A 19,694-nucleotide genomic window follows, 5' to 3' on the forward strand; every position below is an offset into this window, starting at 1 on the left:
CTTATAGTTTTGGATTAATGTATTTTGAAGTTTTTAATTAAGCGAAGCGTTATGTTTTACTATTCTGCCCGACTGTCATCATGATGAATATTATAAAGTATCTGCTCATAAGCGTCGCGTAGGGTCAACTTTTGCGCGTCTGTCACCTCGTGAGTATTCAAACAACGCTCGAATACTTCTAGCTCATTTAAGTCTTGCAGGGTTTCTGAGGACTTCTCTTGGTTTAGTATTTTATTGTAGGTTCGAGTATTTTTTATTTTCAATATCTCACAAGGTAACTCTTCTACCATAGCATTAACCTGTTCACGCAAATCACTGATAATATCAGCACCGGTATAAACAACCTCTAACCATAAGGTTTCTGATAACGAAAGTGACTGCATAAGCGCTTGAATAGTGGTTGCTATAGTTTCTAAATCACCTGTAACTTGCGCTAATTTTTGGAAGCAAGGGATAGGGAGAGAAGAGACCTGCATATTGCGCAAGTTGTCATGATGCAATAGCTTAGAGGCGGGTAGGACAGTTGAATTTAAATCTTCATCAAGAAGCTTTGCTTGGTTATTGGGGTTAGTAAGATTTTGAGCAATTTCATTCTCAGTATTTTTATCGTCAGTATTGTTATTATTAGTATCGTCTACTGACTCATCAAAACCGAATAAGTCATCCATATACTTGGCTTTTATATCTGTATTTTTTAAGCGGTTATTTGCATATTCAGTTTCTGGCTTAGTAATTAAAGCGGTTACACCAACAGGTTGTGACGTCACTATATTGTTAGTCGCGTTTGATTGTAAGTTTTTATCTTCTAAAATTTCCTCATTAGAACTATTGGTCACTGCGCCAAACTGTATTAGTAGTACTTGCTTTTGTTGGCGCGCCTCGCCAAAGCCCATCGCAATAGGCGAGCCTGAATAGCGAATATGCTCGCGCCCGCCAACCTGCTGTGGTACATGCAAATGCCCAAGCGCGACATAATCAAAGCAGTCATCGAACATGTCAGCTGATATTTTACCTAAGTTACCGACATATAAGTCGCGTACACCGTCATCAGCAGTGGTGCTACCGCCAGCAGCAAACAGATGCCCTGTGGCAATAACAGGAATATAATGTTCGTGGGTCTCGGCAAGCGCTCGTTGATGCGCTTTAGCAAAGGTGGCAACCGCCTCATAATGCGCGTGTATGCCTGAGATAACGTTAGCGTCTTTACTGTCCATAGACTCGCCAGCCGCGCTATTACGCACATCACGGTCACGCAGATAAGGCACGGCAGCAATAATACAATGCGGAACGTGGTCTGCGTCATTTAAAACTAAGACTTCATCGCTTAGGTCATCACAAGCGGTTCCGATAACATGGACGTTTAAAAACTTCAGAACTTGACTGGGCGCATCTAAAAAAGAGGGTGAATCATGGTTACCGGCCACAATAACGGTATGCTGACAGCAGGTTTTTGATACCTTCCCCAAAAATTCATAATACAGTGCTTGGGCTTTATTACTTGGGGTCATGGTATCAAAAATATCGCCTGCGACGATCAACACATCAATCTGCTGTGCAATAATCGCATCATGCAGCCAGCTTAAGAAGGCCTCAAACTCGTCGTAACGCATGCGCCCATACAACCTACGGCCCAAATGCCAATCGGAAGTATGCAGGACATTCAAAGGCCTGACATTAGGGACGGAAGATAAGGGCATGGCAGCAGCAGATATAGACATAAGCAGGTTATGATTACGGTTAATAGAAGGCTTTTATTCTAGCAAGAATTGGCAGGGTTTGCTGTGTTGCAATGGTTTTTGACAATAATTATTAATAGTAAGTATTGATAATAATTTCGGCAGCAGGGCAAGACTTTATAGTAAGAATGTATTTTTATGACTTAATTTTTTAATAAAAAAACCACTCTAATAGATCTACTAAAGTGGTTTTTTATTGCTGTTTTTATAGTAAAGCTAACCAATCACTAGCTGCTCTAAACTATCACCTTTTTCTTGCTCAGCAAGATTGGCTACCATCGATAGCGCATGTGCTTGCTGGCGAGTGGATTGACTACTAGATATCATGTCATCTCTAGGCGTAGCAGCCGTACCTTCACGTAACCAGTTATCAGCCGTGTCGCTAACGTTCTGATTATGCTGCTGATTGTGTAAGTTGTACCAAGCCAAATCATGATGTAGCGCGACCACATCACCCATTATTAATAGCGCTGGCGTGGGCAGCTGGTGTTGTTCTTGTAATGCAACGATGCTGGCAAGCGTACCAGTCAATACTTGCTGATTGGGCATACTGGCATTGGAGATGATAGCGATAGGGGTATCAACACTGCGTCCTGCTGTAATCAAGCCTTCAGTCAAACGTGGCAGCGAATGTAGCCCCATATAGAAAACTACGGTTTCATCGGTATCAAGTAGATTTTTGAAATTATCGTTGGGCGCGCCAGCCTTTAAAAAACCAGTCACAAAACGTACTGACTGCGAATGATCTCGGTGGGTAAGGGGAATGCCAGCATAACTGGCAGCGGCATTAGCAGCAGTAATTCCTGGAACGACTTGGTAAGGGATGCTATGGGCACGTAAGCTCTCAATCTCTTCACCGCCACGGCCAAAGATAAACGGATCACCACCTTTAAGTCTTACCACGCGTCGACCTTGTTTGGCTTCATTGACCAATAGCTCATTGATACCCAGCTGCGCGACGGCATGGTTGCTGCGTTTCTTGCCAACAAATACTTTATCGGCATCACGGCGGCACAAATCTAGCACTTGCGGGGATACTAGCGCATCATAAAACACAATATCAGCTTGTTGCATGAGCCTTAACGCTTTAAAGGTTAATAATTCTGGATCACCTGGTCCTGCGCCTACGATATAAACTTCACCAACGGGTTGTACAGGTTTGGCCGTCATGTCATGGCTACTATTGTGATCATTAGACGTTGACTCATTCGCGATTACTGGCGCAGTCGCTGATATCGCTTGGGTCTCTAGCCCGTCCGCATGCTGGCTCGTAAGATTAGATGAGCTGGTTCGGACCGTATTGTCTTTAATAATTTGAGCTGCAGTGCTGTCTAAGTCTGCTTGTAACTGCGCCGATGCCTGGGTCTCATTCCCAGCAAACATCAATTCACTGACTTGACCTTCAAAGGCACGTTCCCAAAACTGTCGGCGTCCGGTCAAGGTTGGTATTTTAGTTTTAACTTCTGCGCGAAAGTCGCCAGCAAGTTTGGCTAGCTTGCCATAGCCTTGGGGTATTAAAGTCTCTAACCGCGCCCGTAATAGACGTGCCAGCACCGGCGCTTTACCATTTGAGGAAATGCCAATCACGATAGGATTGCGATCAACAATAGCGGGAAAAATAAAATCACATAAATGCGGGGTATCGACCACGTTGACTGGAATATTTAATTCGGTGGCATCGGCATGAACTTGCTGGTTGAGCGCTTCATCATCAGTTCCAGCAATGATAACGCGCGCACCCGTCATATAAGATTGATTATAATTTTCATAGACCAGATAATGTTTATTACCAGCTTTAGCATTCGTGAGCAGCGCCTGTAGTTCAGGGCAAATATCGGGTGCAAGAATAGTGATGCACGCGCCAGCCCGACTGAGCAAATCTGCTTTACGTAATGCCACATCGCCGCCGCCAACGATAAGCACTTTGCGGCCTTCTAATTTAAAAAATAGCGGAAAGGTGTTCATATCGTCACCATTAGTTGGTTGCAGTCAATTACAATTAATTTATGAAACTATTATGGGGCATTGCGTGCTTATGCTCACCTAGCGTATTGGCATTAGCATATTCGTTTTTGATATGATGATGGGAATTTTTGATGCGAAAAGGAATAGCAGTATAAAACAATGGAGGGTATAAAAAAATCCCGCTTAACCATCCTGTATTGAGTTGAGCAGGATATTGAGGTTAAGCAGGATTTTTTAGTATTAACTTTTTCAATGATCAGTTAACCATTCGCCTATTATAGCTGGGTATGTAAACCACATTCACGATTCTCTTCTACCTTAGTCGGATCAAAGTAATCGAGCTCGTTCGGTAGATTATTTTCAGCTAAATAGCTGTCTAAGTCAGCATCAGTTTTTTCAAATAACGGTGCTACTTTTAACACGCCATCTTTAGACAAACTTAGCACATCAAGACCTTGACGGAATTCAGTTTGGTCTTTACGAATGGCATTAAACCAGACATCAGGTTTTAACTCGTCAAGCGCACGGCGGAACGGCTCAAGTTTGACTTGGTCAGTGAATTCGTCATGTTGTGGATTATCAATGCCGGGAATACCATTCATGGTCGCGTCGCGATGAGCACTGGTTTGCTTTGGGATATAAGTAATGACGTTTAAATCTAGATCACTAATTAATTGGTTAGCAAACTGATAGGTGGCGTCAGTGTTATAGCCTGAATCTACCCATAGCACCGTAATATCTGGGCGTTGCTTGGCGACCAAATGTAAGATAGCAGATTCGTAAGGACGGAAGTTAGTAGTAATAATTGGGTTGCTCGCTTGACTCAGCGCCCAGGCAACGATGTCTTCTGGCGACTTACCTTGCAAGTCTTTATTGGCTTGATTAAGGTCTAGATTTGGGTGTAATTGACTCATATGGTGTCCTTGTTAAAGTTAAAGTTAAAGTTAAAGTTAAAGTTAAAGTTAAATTAAGAAAATATTAAATTAAGAAGCTGACAATAAGTGGAGATGAATGCTATCGCTTTTTAAGCCCCGCTAAACATGGGCAAGCTGGCGGCGCTACGTCCGGAATGAGCACTGGCAAGCGCGGTAAACGCTTGGCTTAAATCAAAATCAGTGCTAGATTTCATATCATGTTCGCTTAGCACAAAACTGTCCGCGCCGACCCGTAACAGATATGCAATTTGGTCGCGGCCAAATGCGCCTGCCATCCGAATCTCGCCCTTATAGCCTAATTGACGTAGCGTTTGCACAAAGCTAAAGTCGCGACCATCAGTAAAGGCGGGTACATGAACAACAATCAGTGCCTGTGCCAATAAAAACTCGCTCAAACCTGCCAGCGCATCGGCATCGGTGTCAGCCGTCATCCAAACGCCAAGCCGGCCTGTATGATGAATCAAGAGCTCATATACTTGTTGCAATAAACCACCCACTAACGTATTAGTAGCGCTCAATAAGTCAGCAAATGGTAGCAGTACATTGAGTTTTTCTTGTTTGTGTAGCAGTTCCAGTAGCGATATATGAGTCAGTGCAATACCATCAGGCAGCTCAGCGGTCGTGAGGGCATACCAGGTATCTTGACTACTGATATTAATGCCGCTGCTGTTGAGTACTTGGTGATTACCCATAGACCTTCTCCTTAAATGGCGCAATACCAACGCGGGTAATCACGTCGCCAAAGCCTTCAACATCATTGTCATTTTTAGCACGTATCTCAAGATAAAGGTCTAAAATTATCTGCAAGGTACTGGCGACATCAGCAGCAGGGACAGCTCTGCCCAATATTTTTCCAAGCTTGGCATCATCACTAGAGTTGCCACCAAGGCTGATTTGATACCAGTGTTCGCCCTTCTTATCGACCCCCAAAATACCAATATCCCCCACATGATGGTGGGCGCAAGCATTCATACAGCCCGACATGTTCAGGCGGATATCACCTAGATCATATAAGTAATCGAGGTCATCGAACTGCTTTTCGATTTGTTCGGCGATATTGTAGGTAGTCGCATTGGCAAGGGAGCAATGGTCCCAACCAGGGCAGACAATCATGTCGGTTAGGGTGTTGATATTGGCACGGGCTAAATTCAGCTTGGCCAATTGCTGCCATAGCTCATACAAATGACTAACTTGCACATCAGCGAACACTAGATTTTGCTCATAGGTACTACGCAGCTCACCAAAACTATAACGGTCAGACAAATCAGCTAGGGCATCCATTTGTACGTCATTCACGTCGCCTGAGGGCACATAAGTACCCTCAACCAAGCCTGCTTTTAAAGAAATGACTACCGCGCGATAACCAGCCACTTTATGTGCGACCGTATTTTGGGTATACCAGTTGGCAAAGTCTTGATTGCTGGTCAATAGCTGTTGCAGCTCAGATTGCACTTGTAACGCATCGATATTAAGGTAATCAGGGGCACTAAAATAGCTGCTAGCAGTGGCAAAATTATCATCCGTTAACGTGAGGGCGCCATCTTTAGTATGGGCCTCCCATTCTGCGTCAACCAGTTTGGCAAACTCGCGACCGCCCATGCTTTCAACCAATATCTTGATGCGTGCTTTGTATTTATTATCACGGCGGCCATGTAAGTTATAGACCCGTAAAATGGCATCTAAGTAACTGAGCAAATGCTTACGCGGTAAAAATTTGTTGATAACTTTGCCAATCACTGGCGTACGTCCAAGCCCACCACCAACGATCACTTCAAAACCAATTTCGCCGTCATCATTGGTTTTCACATGCAAGCCAACATCATGTACTTGGGTCGCGGCGCGGTCATTTTCCGTACCGATAACCGCAATCTTAAATTTACGTGGTAAAAAAGCAAACTCTGGGTGGAAAGTCGACCACTGGCGAATAATTTCACAATACGGACGCGGGTCGGCAATCTCTGCTTGATGAATACCGGCATAAGGGTCGGTCGTGGTATTACGAATACAGTTACCAGAAGTCTGAATAGCATGCATTTGCACCGAAGCCAAATGCGCTAGGATATCTGGAACGTCCTCTATTTTTGGCCAGTTCAGCTGAATATTAGTGCGAGTGGTGAAGTGCCCGTAGCCTTTGTCATACAAACGGGTGATTTCAGCCAGTTTGCGCAATTGATAGCTGGCAAGTAGTCCATAAGGAATAGCAATACGCAGCATGGGCGCAAAACGCTGAATATAAAGTCCGTTTTGCAAGCGCAGCGGCAAAAACTGCTCTTCTGGCAGCTCACCGGCTAAAAACCGCTGAGTTTGATCGCGAAATTGCGCAACCCGTTCCTCAACCAAAGCTTGGTCAGCATAGTTATATTGATACATGACGTAATCTCAATTTTGTTTTTAAACTTGAAGGTGGTGTCAAAAAGTGCGCTATGTCAATGCGATAAAGCAACACTAAGAGCCGTGGCAAAAATCATGTGCTAGCTAGTAGCATTAAGAAAAAGGTTAGTGAGGTCTCAAAAAATTAGCTTAAGACCACGTAGCTTTACATCATATAAGCTTGCGCCTCGAAATATAAATTCCTTTAAGTCATATCCATATCCAAACACAGCATAAATTTTCATAACGAAAGTTAGGTAGCCTATGTATAACACCTATATCGTGCAAAACAGCACGGATATCTAGTCATTAACCATCCTGAATGACACTTTAATCCATACGCCTGTTACCCAGTTTTTTACTGCCTATTTCACTAGCACTTATTTGAGGTCCCTGATATTAATATGACACAGTCTATAGCAGCCGTAGCAAAACCTAAACTAGTCCCACCACACGGCAGCGCCGAGCTTAAGCCCTTGCTATTAACTGGTGATGCACATACACAGGCGCTGACACTGGCCAGCACCTTGCCACAAATTACTTTAAGCTCACGCGAGCGTGGTGATTTGATCATGCTTGGTATTGGCGGTTTCACCCCACTTGACGGTTTTATGAATCAGGCGGATTGGCAAGGGGTGGTTGATAACATGCACTTGCAGACCGGCGCTAACGCTGGTCTGTTTTGGCCCATTCCAATTACCTTATCCGCACCTCAAGCGACTGCTGATCATTTGAATCAAGGCGATAAAGTCGCGTTGGTTGCTGAAAATGGTGAGGTCATGGGCATCTTGACGGTAGAAGAAACCTATACCATCGATAAAGCACATGAGTGCCAGCAAGTATTTACCACTATAGACAGTGAACATCCGGGCGTTCAGCAAGTGTTAAACCAAGACCAGGTCAATATTGCGGGTCGTGTTGAGGTGTTAAGTGAAGGTGAGTTTCCAACGCTTTATCCTGAGACTTATAAAACCCCTGAGCAAACCCGTCAAATTTTTGCGGACAAAGGCTGGAAAACGGTTGCGGCCTTCCAAACCCGCAATCCAATGCATCGCTCGCATGAATACCTGGCCAAAATCGCCATCGAGATTTGTGATGGGGTATTGGTACATTCATTGTTAGGCGCACTCAAACCCGGTGATATTCCAGCCGACGTGCGTCAAGAAGCCATTAAGACCTTAATTGACAATTACTTTAAACAAGATACGGTCATTCAAGCCGGCTATCCACTAGACATGCGTTATGCGGGCCCCCGTGAAGCCTTATTGCATGCGCTATTTCGTCAAAACTATGGTTGTAGCCATCTGATTGTTGGTCGTGACCATGCTGGTGTTGGTGATTATTATGGTGCCTTTGATGCGCAAACTATTTTTGAGACGTTAGAAAAAGACGACCTAATTACTCAGCCGTTAAAAATAGATTGGACGTTTTGGTGTAATGCTTGTAGCGCTATGGCCTCTAGCAAAACCTGCCCACATGATGCCAGTCAGCATGTGAAAGTATCGGGTACCAAGCTGCGCAAGGCGTTATCTGAAGATAAAGATGTCCCAGATAACTTTAGCCGTCCAGAAGTGTTGGATGTTTTGCGTCGCTACTATGCCAATATTGCAAAAGAAGAACGTGCTGAAGTTAAACTAACTGGTGCGTCTGCAGTATAATCATGTGATGTGGAATGAGTCTATTTTAAGACAGTTATAGTATAGCTGGAAGAAATTTTTGCAGCCTCTGTCGCGGTAGAACTGTACGAGTTAAGACACGGTATCTATTTTATGTAGTACTCAATAAAAAGGTGTCAGACGGTAAGTCTGGCACCTTTTTATTGTTATAAGTTTGCCTATTGTAGCTTTTAGCTGAGTTTCAAATTACCAGCAAGCTTTTGATAATCGCCCGCTAAGGTCGCGCCACCAGCACAAAAATAATTCAACGCATACTTGTCTTGGCTATCGATGGTTAACACGCCCTCTTTAAACTGCAAAAAAGTCAGGCTATCGTTAGCGACAGTCTGAAAAATGACCCCATGTGCATTGTCTTGGCCCATCAATTTAGCAGTGCCATCAAAGCTACAACTGGGCTGCTTGATATCGGCACGCGCGCGTACTTTGATATCTATTTCAGCGTTGCCAGAAGGTCGCACCATCACGCTAACCCAATCATAACCTTGTGTGCGTTTATCATAACCATCAGAGACGTAGTCACCGATCACAGTTTGTACGGCTGTCGTGAGTACGGCGGGTTTTTGAGTCTCTGACGCTGTATTTTCAGCCATATCTGGACTGGTTGGCGTCAGTGCACTGCAACTGGTCAAAGCGACAAGAGCGGCAATGGTTATAGGGAAGGAGGTTCTCGTAAAAAAGGATAAACGACTACGTAGGTTTTTGATCATAGGTAGGCCTTGTCATCATAAAGTTATCATAAAAATGGTGCATTTGTAGTTGGTAGAAAAGGCGGGGTTAAAAGCCAGCTGCTGGGCAGTTAAAGTATGCCACAGTCTAAATTATAAGCCATAACACTATGTAACTATAATCGTAGCACATCACCCATTAGCAGAATGAATAGCAAAATAAAATATTTAAAAATATCAATGACCCGTACTTATGCCAAGTTAATCACTTGATAAGCGGTTTTATCATTAAGCGCTACCCACACAAGCTGCTAGCATGACTATTGTTAACCATAACGGTATCAGATTTTACCCTATAATTTTTATCTCAATAAATATTGTCATAAAAAACGGTTTAATAACACTCATATAATAAACTTAACTTTATAGAGAGCTACCATGCGACACCTCGCCAAAGCTATCAAAGTATTACCCCACACTAATCCTTCTTTGCATTCTTTAGTGTCCGCTCAGACCCGTATGTCTCCGCGATTTTTAGCAATAAGTGGCGCGGTTACCGCGGTAATATTGCTGGCTGGCTGCAGTCCAACCCAAGCAACCCAAGATGGTGACCCTGCGAATCAGGCGGCTAGTACGAATCAAGATGTCGATTTACTGAACGTCTCTTATGATGTGTCGCGCGATTTTTATAGAGAATATAACACATTGTTTAGTACGGCCTATAAGGCGAAGTATCCGGGTAGTAAAGTGGCTGTCAACCAATCACATGGCGGTTCAAGCAAACAAGCACTGTCAGTCGCGAATGGCCTACAAGCAGATGTGGTGACCTTCAATCAAAATACTGATATGAATCTGTTAGTAGAAAAAGGGCTGGTCGCCTCTGACTGGCAACAGGCGCTACCGAACAATGCCGTACCTTATACCAGTACCATGGTGCTGTTAGTCCGGACGGGAAATCCTAAGAATATTCAAGATTGGCAAGACTTGGCACGTACTGGTGTCGAGGTTGTGATGCCAAATCCGAAGACCAGCGGCACTGCGCGTTATGCTTTTTTGGGTGCCTATGGCTATGGCTTGCATCATTTTAAAGAGTCTATGTCCATGAAAGAACCATTGCCAACCCAAACCAATGCCTATATCAAAGATCTATTGGCAAATGTGGTTACTTATGACAATGGCGCCCGGGCTGCGACCACCAGCTTTACCCAGCGCATGCTAGGTGATGTGCTCATTACGACCGAAAATGAGGCGCATTTAGCCGTTAAGGAATTTGCTAAAGGTAGGGTTGAGATTGTTTATCCCAGCTATTCTATCGCTATTAATAATCCGGTGGCGGTGGTCAAAACTGTCGCCGATAAAAACGGTAGCACAGACGCGGCAAACGCTTATCTAAAAGGTCTATGGGATAAGCCGGCGCAACAGCTGATGGCGCAGATGTATCTACGCCCCAGTGATAAAGAAGTGTTGGCTGCCAATAAAAATACACTGCCTAATATCGATACCTTTGAGCCGGTGGCGGTGTTTGGATCTTGGGAGCAGATTATGGACACTATTTTTGTCGATGGCGGACTGTATGATCGGCTGGCACGTCGTCAATAGTCTTTTTTGGCTGACAACTACAAAATAACCACTATTTTTTATAGATGATTAATACAATCTTGTTATTCCATTTTGGCAATAACATACGCATATTCATCATTAAACATAATAAGCTAGCGCTGTTAGCATAACGGCATTACATCATATATTACATTGAGGCACTTATGACAACTTACGCAGCAGGAAAAGCGCTAGGCAAAAAATCCAGCCCTTATAAAAATAAAGCGCTTGGGGTATTAAGTATTACTGGCGTGGCGATGACCTTGGGGCTTGCAGGCTGTAGCAATAATGAACAAGCTACCAATGCTGACGGCACCCCAACAGCAGGTCAAAATATCGAGCTACTAAACGTCTCTTATGATGTGGCTCGCGATTTTTATAAAGACTATAACCCACTATTCGTTGAACATTATAAAGCTGAAAACCCAGACAGTAATGTGACCGTCAATCAGTCTCATGGCGGTTCCAGCAAGCAGGCCTTGTCTATTGCTAGTGGCTTACAAGCCGATGTGGCGACCATGAACCAAGGCTCAGACATTGAATTACTTGAGAAAAAAGGCTTAGTAGATAGCGACTGGGAAGGGCAGTTTCCGGACAATGCGGTACCTTTTACCAGCACTATCGTATTCTTAGTCCGTAAAGGCAATCCTAAGAATATTAAAGACTGGGAAGATTTAACCCAGCCTGGCCTTGAGATAGTCATGGCCAACCCGAAAGTGACCGGTAATGGTCGCTACGCATTCTTAGGCGCTTATGGCTATGGCCTTCATGCTTTTAATAACGAAGAAGCCCCTGCCAAAAAATACGTTAGAGAGATGCTCAAAAATGTGAAAGTTTATGAGAATGGCGGGCGTGCAGCGACCACTACCTTTGTCCAGCGCGGTATCGGTGATGTGTTGATTACCTTTGAAAACGAAGCCAACCTTGCCGCTACTGATTTTGGTGCGGGTAAAGTAGACATTGTTTATCCTAAGTATTCTATCAAATCTGAAAGTCCGGTCGCTATTGTGAAAGCCGTTACCGATAAAAAAGGTACCACTGACGCCGCAAAAGCCTATCTTGATTACTTATGGAGTGAGCCGGCCCAGCAATTGGCCGCTAACCTTTACTTGCGTCCTAGTGTAAAAAGCGTTCTTGACAAAAACGGTGATAAATTACCACCGATTGATACCTTCAGTCCGAATGAAGCTTTTGGCTCATGGGATGACATCATGGGTACTTACTTCAGCGATGGTGGGGTATTTGATCAATTAGCGATTAATGCGCCGCAATAAGTTTTTGCAACGATTATTTAGATAGCGTCTCAGTAATACACCCGCTGCAACAATCGAACTTAATAACGCGTTAATAAGGACATGGCTTACCGCGCTATGTCCTTATTTCCTTTAAGCCGTGAGCTTATACCGAGTTCGACGCATAGGTAACATCATACGACAGCATGGTCGCAACGATAAGTATTATTAGCTAGGCTATAGCAATAGGACATCACTATGAGTGCAACAACTTCTCCCGCCAGCAAACCTAGTAATAAAAAGGGCTGGCTGACCCGCATGCGCCAGCGCAACGTGCTGCCAGGGTTTGGTCTGAGCATGGGCATCACCGTCTTTAGCTTGTCGTTATTGGTGGTATTACCGTTTGCAATGATGGCCTATACCACCAGTCAAATGGGCTGGAGCGGATTTTGGGAGACTATCAGTCAACCTCAGGTCATGGCGGCTATCAAGCTGAGCTTATGGATGTCCTTTTTGGCGATGTTGACCAATATGGTGTTCGGCACGCTGGTAGCTTGGGTATTGGTACGTTATGAATTTTGGGGCAAATCCTTAATTAATGCCTTGGTCGATTTGCCTTTTGCGCTACCCACGGCGGTCACGGGTATTTCGCTTGCCACCTTGTATGCGCCAAACGGTCTCATTGGTCAATGGTTTGAAAAGTTTGACATCCAAGTGGCTTTTACCCCTATAGGTATTTGGCTCGCGTTAGTGGTGGTCAGCTTTCCATTTATTGTGCGTGCCGTTCAACCAGTATTAGCAGAGTTGTCGGTCGAATTTGAAGAGGCTTCGGCGGTATTAGGTGCCAACCGTCTGGCTACTTTTCGCAAAGTTCTGTTACCAGAGCTGATGCCAGCATTACTCATGGGTGCAGGTATGATGTTTGCGCGCGCGACTGGCGAGTACGGCTCAGTGATTTTTATTGCGGGTAACATTCCGATGGAGTCTGAAATTTTGCCATTGATTATTATCAGTAAATTAGAGCAGTTTGATATTCAGGGTGCTTCAGCGGTGGCGTTATTTATGCTAATGATCTCGTTTGTTATTCTATTGACCATTAATATCGTACAGTGGAAACTGTCGCGCCGCGTAGGAGCTCGCTAAGATGCAAATAGCCAATAGCTACGACTACCAAAGTAACCCTGCGACCAGAGATACGCCATGGATTAGACGCACTTTTATCATCATTGCCGTATTATTCATGATTATCATGTTAGTAGTGCCGCTACTTGCGGTGTTTTATGAGGCCTTAAAAGGCGGCTGGCAGCTTTATATTGCCTCGCTGGTCGACCCAGAAGCCCTGCAAGCGATCAAACTAACCCTAATCACTGCTGCTATTGTACTGCCTATCAATATGGTGATGGGCGTAGCAATTGCTTGGCTAGTAACCCGTTATCAATTTAGAGGCAAACAGCTAGTCACGACCTTGCTTGATTTACCATTTTCGGTGTCACCAGTGGTCGCCGGCTTGATGTTTATCCTGTTATTTGGTCTCAACTCTACCGTTGGTGGCTGGCTTGAAAGCATGGGTATACAGATTATTTATGCGGTCCCCGGTATTGTGTTGGCAACTTTATTTGTGACTTTCCCCTTTGTGGCGCGCGAGCTGATACCCTTAATGCAAACCCAAGGTGACTCTGAGGAACAAGCGGCATTGACACTAGGCGCCACCGGTTGGCAAACGTTTTGGCACATAACCTTACCTAATATTAAATGGGCATTGTTATACGGTTTGATCTTGACTAATGCACGGGCGATGGGCGAATTTGGTGCAGTTAGTGTGGTCTCCGGTCATATTCGCGGTGAGACCAACACCATGCCGTTGTTGGTGGAAGTTGCTTATAATGATTATAACTTTACCGCCGCCTTTGCTTTATCAAGCCTACTTGCTGGTTTGGCCTTAATCACACTACTGGTCCAACAAGTGATGACTAAGTACCAAGAGCGCAAATTTGCCAAGTCTGAACGGTTGGTCAGTGCACCCAAACTACCAGTCAGTGCTAATGCGACGGTTGAAAAGAAATAACAACATTTGAACCATAGCATTGACTGATCGCTTGCAAGATCGCTCAGCCAATAGGCAATTACCGCACTATTATTACCAAGCTGCCATTGCCACGCTGCAAAAGACCCAACATGAGAGATAATAAGAGATACCGCTATGAGCATCGAGATTAGAAACGTTGATAAAAAGTTTGGCAATTTTGCGGCCTTAAATGATATCAGTGTCACCGTACCTACTGGTAAGATGACTACATTATTGGGCCCTTCTGGCTGTGGTAAAACCACCTTGCTGCGTATCATTGCTGGGCTAGAGTATGCCGACTCAGGGCAGGTACTGTTTGACGAAGTCGATGTCACTAATACCCCTGTGCAAAAACGCCATATCGGCTTTATGTTTCAGAACTATGCGCTGTTTCGTCATAAAAACATCGCGGATAACGTGGCATTTGGGCTGACCTTATTACCGAAACATGAGCGACCGAACAAAGCCGACATTAATAAGCGCGTGGCAGAGTTATTAGATTTAGTACAGTTACCGCAAATTGCCAATGCTTATCCGCATCAGCTCTCAGGCGGTCAGCGTCAACGTATTGCGCTGGCGCGTGCGCTAGCGGTAAAGCCGAAGCTATTATTACTCGATGAGCCCTTTGGCGCGCTCGATGCTAAAGTACGTAAAGAGCTGCGCACCTGGCTAAAAGATATCCATCATGAGCTCGGTATTACTAGTATTATGGTTACTCATGACCAAGAAGAAGCGCGCGCTGTATCTGATGAGATTGTGGTCATGAATCAGGGTCGTGTTGAGCAAGTAGGGACTCCAGAGTCATTGTTCCACAATCCATCCAACGCCTTTGTCAGTGACTTTTTAGACCTAACCTAAACTATAATGTAAGCTGGCTTGAATGTGGTTTATCGCTGCATTAGCTATATAGTCAATGAAAAGTAATATTGATACATAACCTACTGCTGGCATACGTTTTTCTTGCTTGCTGTGCCTACGCAGACAGAGGCTGCAAAAAGCTTATAGCAGCAGTACCATAGCGTTTTTAAGGTACTTTAACTTTAGCACTTAATTATTATTTGTTTTAACCATAAAAAAAGACCTACAGCTGTAGGTCTTTTTTTATGGTGATAGAAAGGGCGAGTTACGACTCTAATTCAGTCATTAGTGTCTGTCCACTTGCTTAAGCAAAGTATCATAGGTGGTTTCTAAAATAGTGTGACACCATTCTGGGAGGTCATCTGCTACTTCGTACCACATCCACGTACCATCACGCACACAATTAAGAATGCCTAATTTTTTGAGATGGTTCAAATGTCTAGATATGGTCGGCTGCGGCTGATCAAGTAGTTCAACCAGCTCGCCCACACAGCGAGCTTCTTTCTTAAATAAAATCTGAAACAGCTTCAGACGAGTGGGATCAGACAACACTTTAAATAGATCAAGAGGTTGTATCGTAAATTTATGATCGGACATAGAATATTTCCAAATACCAAATATATTGTTACGCCCATTAAAAACTTATAATTAATCCTCTTGTCTATCAGTTCAACAACTAATAATCCAAGAAGAGGGCGCATAGAATGCGATGAAACATAAAAAAATTTGACAAAAATGTGACCATCGCGGATGGTGGTGCCGATAGCGTACAAGAGGTCTATAAACAAGTCGCTTGCTAAATAATCAGACCGCAGTTTTATACCTAAAACAACTATCGACCTTTAAGTATTAAGAGATCAATATAACAGCAGTTACAGATGATATCGATTAATAAACGACTTAATTTACACTTTATCGCAATTTTACTACCTTTCATCATAATTTCACTACTGTTTATAACTTATAACAATAGCCTCAGTATAAAATTAAACGGTGGCGGCTTGTAATAATTTTCTGTTATTGCAAGTATCCATATTAGAATAAGCAATCATGCTGTTATTTGAATATCAGATTCATCAAGATAGTAGCAAAAAATGCTTTCGATTCTGCTTTTAGTAACTTTTTTTCTAAAAGTCATTGTAAATAGTAATAATTATCGTTATTATAATCATCACTAAGTCAAAAGTGGTAACATATTGATTGTTAAGTAACTTATCTATTCGCCAATAGTCGTTTATAGGGACATTACTCCCCAAATACAAGCGTTTGGCTTAAAGAATGAGCATAAGTGAAAATAATAATCACTATAGGAGCAAGCACATGTACGTATGCATCTGTAATAACGTGAAAGAAAAGCAAATTCAGGCAGCCATTGCCTCAGGTATCGATACCCTTGATGGGTTAAAAGACACGCTTGACGTTGCCACTTGCTGCGGCTGCTGTGAGCCCATGGTTAATGATTACCTGGATGAACATCATGCCAAACTTGATGTCCTAGCTTATGCCGTCTAGGCATCGTCTATTCAGACCACCCTTATGTACTCATTTGACCGAAGCCTAGTAAATCTGCATGATTACTGCTTATTGATTGTCCATTAAAAGTAGGGCGGTCGTCGCCTATATGAGTAACGTCTAAACCCCTATCTGTTTGTCATAAAGCCCTATTGAACCGTTATCAATAATGCCAGTTGATTATGATTCTCAACTGTTATCTTATTCTTAGTTCATAACGTTACAGGCTCTACTAGGCCTGTATGTTAACCTATATCTACAAAATTTTAGTCGACTTCACTAAAATTAATTTTACTAAACCGTTCAAAGAAAATAACTGTTTTGAAGTTAATTGTGTGAATGCAGGGTAAACTAGCAGGTAAAGCCATAGGAGTGTACGTTATGATAGGTAGCCAAAAAGTAATTGATTATTTAAACTTCTTGTTAGGTGGTGAGCTGGCTGCTCGTGACCAGTATTTTATCCATTCTGAGATGTATGCTGAATGGTATTATGGCAAGCTGTACGATCGCATTAGCCATGAGATGCAAGACGAGACCGCGCATGCACAAGCCATTATCCGCCGTATCTTAATGCTTAGCGGTACGCCAAAGATGACTGTCAATGACATTCATATCGGTAGCACAGTTCCTGAGATGCTGCAGCTCGATCTCAATCTTGAATATGAAGTACAACAGCATCTAAAAGATGGTATCGCGATATGTGAAACAGAGCATGACTATGTGACCCGTGAAATGCTGGTTGGACAGCTCAAAGACACCGAAGAAGATCATGCCCATTGGCTCGAGCAGCAGCTGCGCCTGATTGATATGATAGGTCTGCCTAATTACCTACAAAGTCAAATGGCTGAAGTGCCGCCTAATCTCGCTTAGATTCTAATATTATGGATCTTGACAGGTATGATGGGATATTGAGCTTAGCAGGTAATCATAAAGGAAGAAAAGTTATGAAAGGTGACAAAGACGTTATTCGGGCTCTAAACAAGGTTCTAGGACAGTCTCTAATAGCTATTAACCAGTATTTCTTGCATGCCCGCATAGCAAGGCACTGGGGACTTGAGTCACTCAATGACTCTCTATATCATCAGTCTATCCAAGAAATGAAATGGTCAGATGATTTGATTGAGCGAATTTTACTGTTAGAGGGCCTACCAAATTTACAAGATTTGGGTAAAGTGTTTGTGGGTGAAGACGTACCAGAGATTATCAATGGTAATCTCTGCTTAGAACAGCAAAAGTTCGATATCATTACTGATGCCATCACGTTATGTGAAGAGCGTCATGACTATGTATCACGTAAGTTACTGATCATACTTAAAGATGGTAATGAAGAATATCAAGATTGGTTAGAGACTCAAGAAGACTTGATTCAAGATCTTGGGGTACAGAATTACATCCAATCGCAAATTGATGATGATAGCGCGCCTTAGATAATAAAATATCGAAATGTCTCAGGTCGTTTAAACCGGATAATATTGCTTAAACTTGCCAGCCAATGCTTTATTTTATATAGAGTGCTCACTGGCTTTTTTGTGGCCGAGATTCAGTAACTTGCTGTAAGTTATTATTTTTTAATGGTCTATCATTGCCAAACTGTATCAATAAAGTCCGCGTCCATCTTCTGGTTTGAGACGTAAAAAATACAGTCCTGATAGAATGGTTAGACTACCTAATATCCAGTAAGTGGTTTGAAATGCCATTAAGGTATCAAACTGTAGCCGCTCACGCAGTAAAATAAGCATTGCGGCACCAAACGCAATACCAAAGCTAATGGCCAGCTGCTGATTGACCGCCATGAGACTGTTACCGCTACTGGTTTGCGTGCCTTCTAGATCGCCAATAGTAATGGTGTTCATCGCGCTAAATTGCATGGAGTTGCAAGCGCCCATTATCGTCAAAATAGGTATGAACCAGGGCCATTGTGATGAGTCGCTAAACTGTGCCAACACGATAATCAAGACACCCATCAAAAAGGTGTTATAGACCAGCACAGTACGATAGCTATAGCGCTGAATAAGTTTACTCACCCAAGGTTTGATTCCTATCGCACCCACAGCGATAGGAGCGAGTAGCCAACCTGCTTGCGAGGGAGAATATTCAAACACCACTTGTAGTAATAGCGGCAGTAGAAAAGGCACTGCGCTGATGCCAAGGCGCGTAAACAAGTTACCGGTAATACCAATGCGAAAAGTACGGATGTCGAACAAACTCAAGGGAAATAGCGGTGCTGGTTGACGTTTGGCGTGCCAAACATAAACCCCGATTAGGACGGTGGCTGTTAGGGCAAGCATTAAGCCATATAGCCCACGACCAGTCTGCGCACCGAACTCAACCGCTAGTGTAAACCCACAAGCCGCTGCTGCAAATAACACAAAACCTGCCCAATCCAGACGTTTGGTATCCTCAAATAGTGCCGGTACCAGCTTTCTGCCTAACACAAAGCCCAATACTCCCATTGGAATGTTAATCAAAAATATCCAATGCCAACTGGCATACTGCACTATGTAACCGCCTAGTAAAGGTCCAACTAAAGGGGCGATCAAGGCTGGAATCACTGCAAAGTTCATCACCGTTAACAGCTGATTGCGCGGATAGGACTTGACCAAAATTAGACGTGCGACCGGTGTCATCATTGCGCCACCGATGCCTTGTACAATGCGCGAACCAATCAGAAAGTCTAAGGTAGGAGAGGCGGCACATAATAGTGAGCCAATACAGAAGATAATAATTGCAGATAAAAATACCCGCCGCGTCCCATATTTATCCGCTAAAAACCCACTAATAGGAATAAATATAGCTAAGGTCAAGGCATAGCTGATCACCGCCCACTGCATTTTGAGTGGCGACTCACCAAGCGCTTGCGCCATTTGCGGCAGTGACGTATTTAAGATAGTGGCATCTAGAATCTGCATAAACAGCGCCACTGCTAGCACGTATGGCAGGTATTTAGTTTGGGTTGCTGTTAATGTCACCATACTGAAATCATCATCTCTATCTCTCATACCAAAGGCTATGTCTGTTTAGAGATTGCTACAGCTAACAACATCTCTAATGACCTCACGCTTATAAACACTAACAGCACAT

Annotated in this window: 17 protein-coding genes; 9 read left to right on the top strand and 8 right to left on the bottom strand. The window is 43.5% G+C overall.

Annotation, left to right across the window (positions count from 1 at the left end):
- Positions 1 to 59 precede the first annotated feature (59 nt).
- The 5 genes from H4W00_RS08815 to H4W00_RS08835 form a co-directional block, all read right to left on the bottom strand.
- A complete protein-coding gene (locus tag H4W00_RS08815) occupies positions 60 to 1,718 on the bottom strand; it encodes an exonuclease SbcCD subunit D C-terminal domain-containing protein (RefSeq protein WP_334684931.1) in 1,659 nt (552 codons plus the stop codon).
- Between the two features lie 234 nt (positions 1,719 to 1,952).
- A complete protein-coding gene (gene cobA / locus H4W00_RS08820; protein WP_209957338.1) occupies positions 1,953 to 3,701 on the bottom strand; it encodes a uroporphyrinogen-III C-methyltransferase in 1,749 nt (582 codons plus the stop codon).
- A gap of 275 nt (positions 3,702 to 3,976) precedes the next feature.
- A complete protein-coding gene (locus H4W00_RS08825) occupies positions 3,977 to 4,615 on the bottom strand; it encodes a phosphoadenosine phosphosulfate reductase domain-containing protein (RefSeq protein ID WP_209957339.1) in 639 nt (212 codons plus the stop codon).
- Positions 4,616 to 4,725: 110 nt separating this feature from the next.
- Entirely contained in the window at positions 4,726 to 5,328 is a 603-nt protein-coding gene (locus H4W00_RS08830) for a DUF934 domain-containing protein (protein ID WP_209957342.1), read from the bottom strand.
- Positions 5,321 to 7,006, bottom strand: coding sequence for a nitrite/sulfite reductase (locus tag H4W00_RS08835; protein WP_209957344.1), 1,686 nt, complete (start codon positions 7,004 to 7,006; stop codon positions 5,321 to 5,323). Before H4W00_RS08835 ends, H4W00_RS08830 begins: the two co-directional genes overlap by 8 nt.
- 404 nt (positions 7,007 to 7,410) lie before the next feature.
- On the opposite strand from H4W00_RS08835, the gene sat reads away from it, so the two are divergent.
- Positions 7,411 to 8,664, top strand: coding sequence for a sulfate adenylyltransferase (gene sat, locus H4W00_RS08840; protein WP_209957346.1), 1,254 nt, complete (start codon positions 7,411 to 7,413; stop codon positions 8,662 to 8,664).
- A 188-nt stretch (positions 8,665 to 8,852) separates the two neighbouring features.
- Here the strand turns inward: sat and H4W00_RS08845 are convergent, their stop codons facing one another.
- Positions 8,853 to 9,389, bottom strand: coding sequence for a hypothetical protein (locus tag H4W00_RS08845; protein ID WP_209957350.1), 537 nt, complete (start codon positions 9,387 to 9,389; stop codon positions 8,853 to 8,855).
- Positions 9,390 to 9,866: 477 nt separating this feature from the next.
- On the opposite strand from H4W00_RS08845, the gene H4W00_RS08850 reads away from it, so the two are divergent.
- The 5 genes from H4W00_RS08850 to H4W00_RS08870 all read left to right on the top strand — a co-directional run bounded on the left by H4W00_RS08850 (position 9,867) and on the right by H4W00_RS08870 (position 15,101).
- Positions 9,867 to 10,946, top strand: a complete 1,080-nt coding sequence (locus H4W00_RS08850; RefSeq protein WP_442966466.1) for a sulfate ABC transporter substrate-binding protein — start codon at positions 9,867 to 9,869, stop codon at positions 10,944 to 10,946.
- 164 nt (positions 10,947 to 11,110) lie between these two features.
- Positions 11,111 to 12,220: a sulfate ABC transporter substrate-binding protein gene (locus H4W00_RS08855; protein WP_209957354.1), complete on the top strand. Its 1,110-nt coding sequence runs from the start codon at positions 11,111 to 11,113 to the stop codon at positions 12,218 to 12,220.
- 216 nt (positions 12,221 to 12,436) lie between these two features.
- Complete coding sequence (cysT, locus tag H4W00_RS08860) at positions 12,437 to 13,321, top strand: sulfate ABC transporter permease subunit CysT (protein ID WP_442793133.1); 885 nt, start codon at positions 12,437 to 12,439, stop codon at positions 13,319 to 13,321.
- Between the two features lies 1 nt (position 13,322).
- Positions 13,323 to 14,243, top strand: coding sequence for a sulfate ABC transporter permease subunit CysW (cysW, locus tag H4W00_RS08865; protein WP_209957356.1), 921 nt, complete (start codon positions 13,323 to 13,325; stop codon positions 14,241 to 14,243).
- Positions 14,244 to 14,378: 135 nt separating this feature from the next.
- A complete protein-coding gene (locus H4W00_RS08870) occupies positions 14,379 to 15,101 on the top strand; it encodes a sulfate/molybdate ABC transporter ATP-binding protein (protein ID WP_209957358.1) in 723 nt (240 codons plus the stop codon).
- 285 nt (positions 15,102 to 15,386) lie between these two features.
- On the opposite strand, the gene H4W00_RS08875 is transcribed toward H4W00_RS08870, so the two are convergent.
- Positions 15,387 to 15,698, bottom strand: a complete 312-nt coding sequence (locus tag H4W00_RS08875) for an ArsR/SmtB family transcription factor (RefSeq protein ID WP_209957360.1) — start codon at positions 15,696 to 15,698, stop codon at positions 15,387 to 15,389.
- Between the two features lie 723 nt (positions 15,699 to 16,421).
- Here H4W00_RS08875 and H4W00_RS08880 point away from each other — a divergent pair.
- The 3 genes from H4W00_RS08880 (at position 16,422) to bfr (H4W00_RS08890) (ending at position 18,040) form a co-directional block, all read left to right on the top strand.
- Positions 16,422 to 16,613 (top strand): (2Fe-2S)-binding protein, encoded by a 192-nt coding sequence (locus H4W00_RS08880; protein WP_209957362.1) that lies wholly within the window; start codon positions 16,422 to 16,424, stop codon positions 16,611 to 16,613.
- Between the two features lie 381 nt (positions 16,614 to 16,994).
- Positions 16,995 to 17,483 (top strand): bacterioferritin, encoded by a 489-nt coding sequence (bfr, locus tag H4W00_RS08885; RefSeq protein ID WP_209957365.1) that lies wholly within the window; start codon positions 16,995 to 16,997, stop codon positions 17,481 to 17,483.
- Positions 17,484 to 17,557: 74 nt separating this feature from the next.
- The gene (bfr, locus tag H4W00_RS08890; RefSeq protein WP_209957367.1) at positions 17,558 to 18,040 is read left to right on the top strand and encodes a bacterioferritin; all 483 of its coding nucleotides are present in this window, start codon (positions 17,558 to 17,560) and stop codon (positions 18,038 to 18,040) included.
- Positions 18,041 to 18,208: 168 nt separating this feature from the next.
- On the opposite strand, the gene H4W00_RS08895 is transcribed toward bfr (H4W00_RS08890), so the two are convergent.
- Positions 18,209 to 19,585, bottom strand: coding sequence for a DHA2 family efflux MFS transporter permease subunit (locus H4W00_RS08895; protein WP_209957369.1), 1,377 nt, complete (start codon positions 19,583 to 19,585; stop codon positions 18,209 to 18,211).
- Between the last annotated feature and the right edge of the window lie 109 nt (positions 19,586 to 19,694).

Source organism: Psychrobacter sp. PL19, from assembly GCF_017875835.1.
Taxonomy (GTDB): domain Bacteria; phylum Pseudomonadota; class Gammaproteobacteria; order Pseudomonadales; family Moraxellaceae; genus Psychrobacter.

Coding starts and splice junctions, on each gene's coding strand:
- H4W00_RS08815 (WP_334684931.1), bottom strand. CDS start 1,718: ATGTCTATATCTGCTGCTGCCATGCCCTTATCTTCCGTCCCTAATGTC.
- cobA (WP_209957338.1), bottom strand. CDS start 3,701: ATGAACACCTTTCCGCTATTTTTTAAATTAGAAGGCCGCAAAGTGCTT.
- H4W00_RS08825 (WP_209957339.1), bottom strand. CDS start 4,615: ATGAGTCAATTACACCCAAATCTAGACCTTAATCAAGCCAATAAAGAC.
- H4W00_RS08830 (WP_209957342.1), bottom strand. CDS start 5,328: ATGGGTAATCACCAAGTACTCAACAGCAGCGGCATTAATATCAGTAGT.
- H4W00_RS08835 (WP_209957344.1), bottom strand. CDS start 7,006: ATGTATCAATATAACTATGCTGACCAAGCTTTGGTTGAGGAACGGGTT.
- sat (WP_209957346.1), top strand. CDS start 7,411: ATGACACAGTCTATAGCAGCCGTAGCAAAACCTAAACTAGTCCCACCA.
- H4W00_RS08845 (WP_209957350.1), bottom strand. CDS start 9,389: ATGATCAAAAACCTACGTAGTCGTTTATCCTTTTTTACGAGAACCTCC.
- H4W00_RS08850 (WP_442966466.1), top strand. CDS start 9,867: ATGTCTCCGCGATTTTTAGCAATAAGTGGCGCGGTTACCGCGGTAATA.
- H4W00_RS08855 (WP_209957354.1), top strand. CDS start 11,111: ATGACAACTTACGCAGCAGGAAAAGCGCTAGGCAAAAAATCCAGCCCT.
- cysT (WP_442793133.1), top strand. CDS start 12,437: ATGAGTGCAACAACTTCTCCCGCCAGCAAACCTAGTAATAAAAAGGGC.
- cysW (WP_209957356.1), top strand. CDS start 13,323: ATGCAAATAGCCAATAGCTACGACTACCAAAGTAACCCTGCGACCAGA.
- H4W00_RS08870 (WP_209957358.1), top strand. CDS start 14,379: ATGAGCATCGAGATTAGAAACGTTGATAAAAAGTTTGGCAATTTTGCG.
- H4W00_RS08875 (WP_209957360.1), bottom strand. CDS start 15,698: ATGTCCGATCATAAATTTACGATACAACCTCTTGATCTATTTAAAGTG.
- H4W00_RS08880 (WP_209957362.1), top strand. CDS start 16,422: ATGTACGTATGCATCTGTAATAACGTGAAAGAAAAGCAAATTCAGGCA.
- bfr (WP_209957365.1), top strand. CDS start 16,995: ATGATAGGTAGCCAAAAAGTAATTGATTATTTAAACTTCTTGTTAGGT.
- bfr (WP_209957367.1), top strand. CDS start 17,558: ATGAAAGGTGACAAAGACGTTATTCGGGCTCTAAACAAGGTTCTAGGA.
- H4W00_RS08895 (WP_209957369.1), bottom strand. CDS start 19,585: ATGGTGACATTAACAGCAACCCAAACTAAATACCTGCCATACGTGCTA.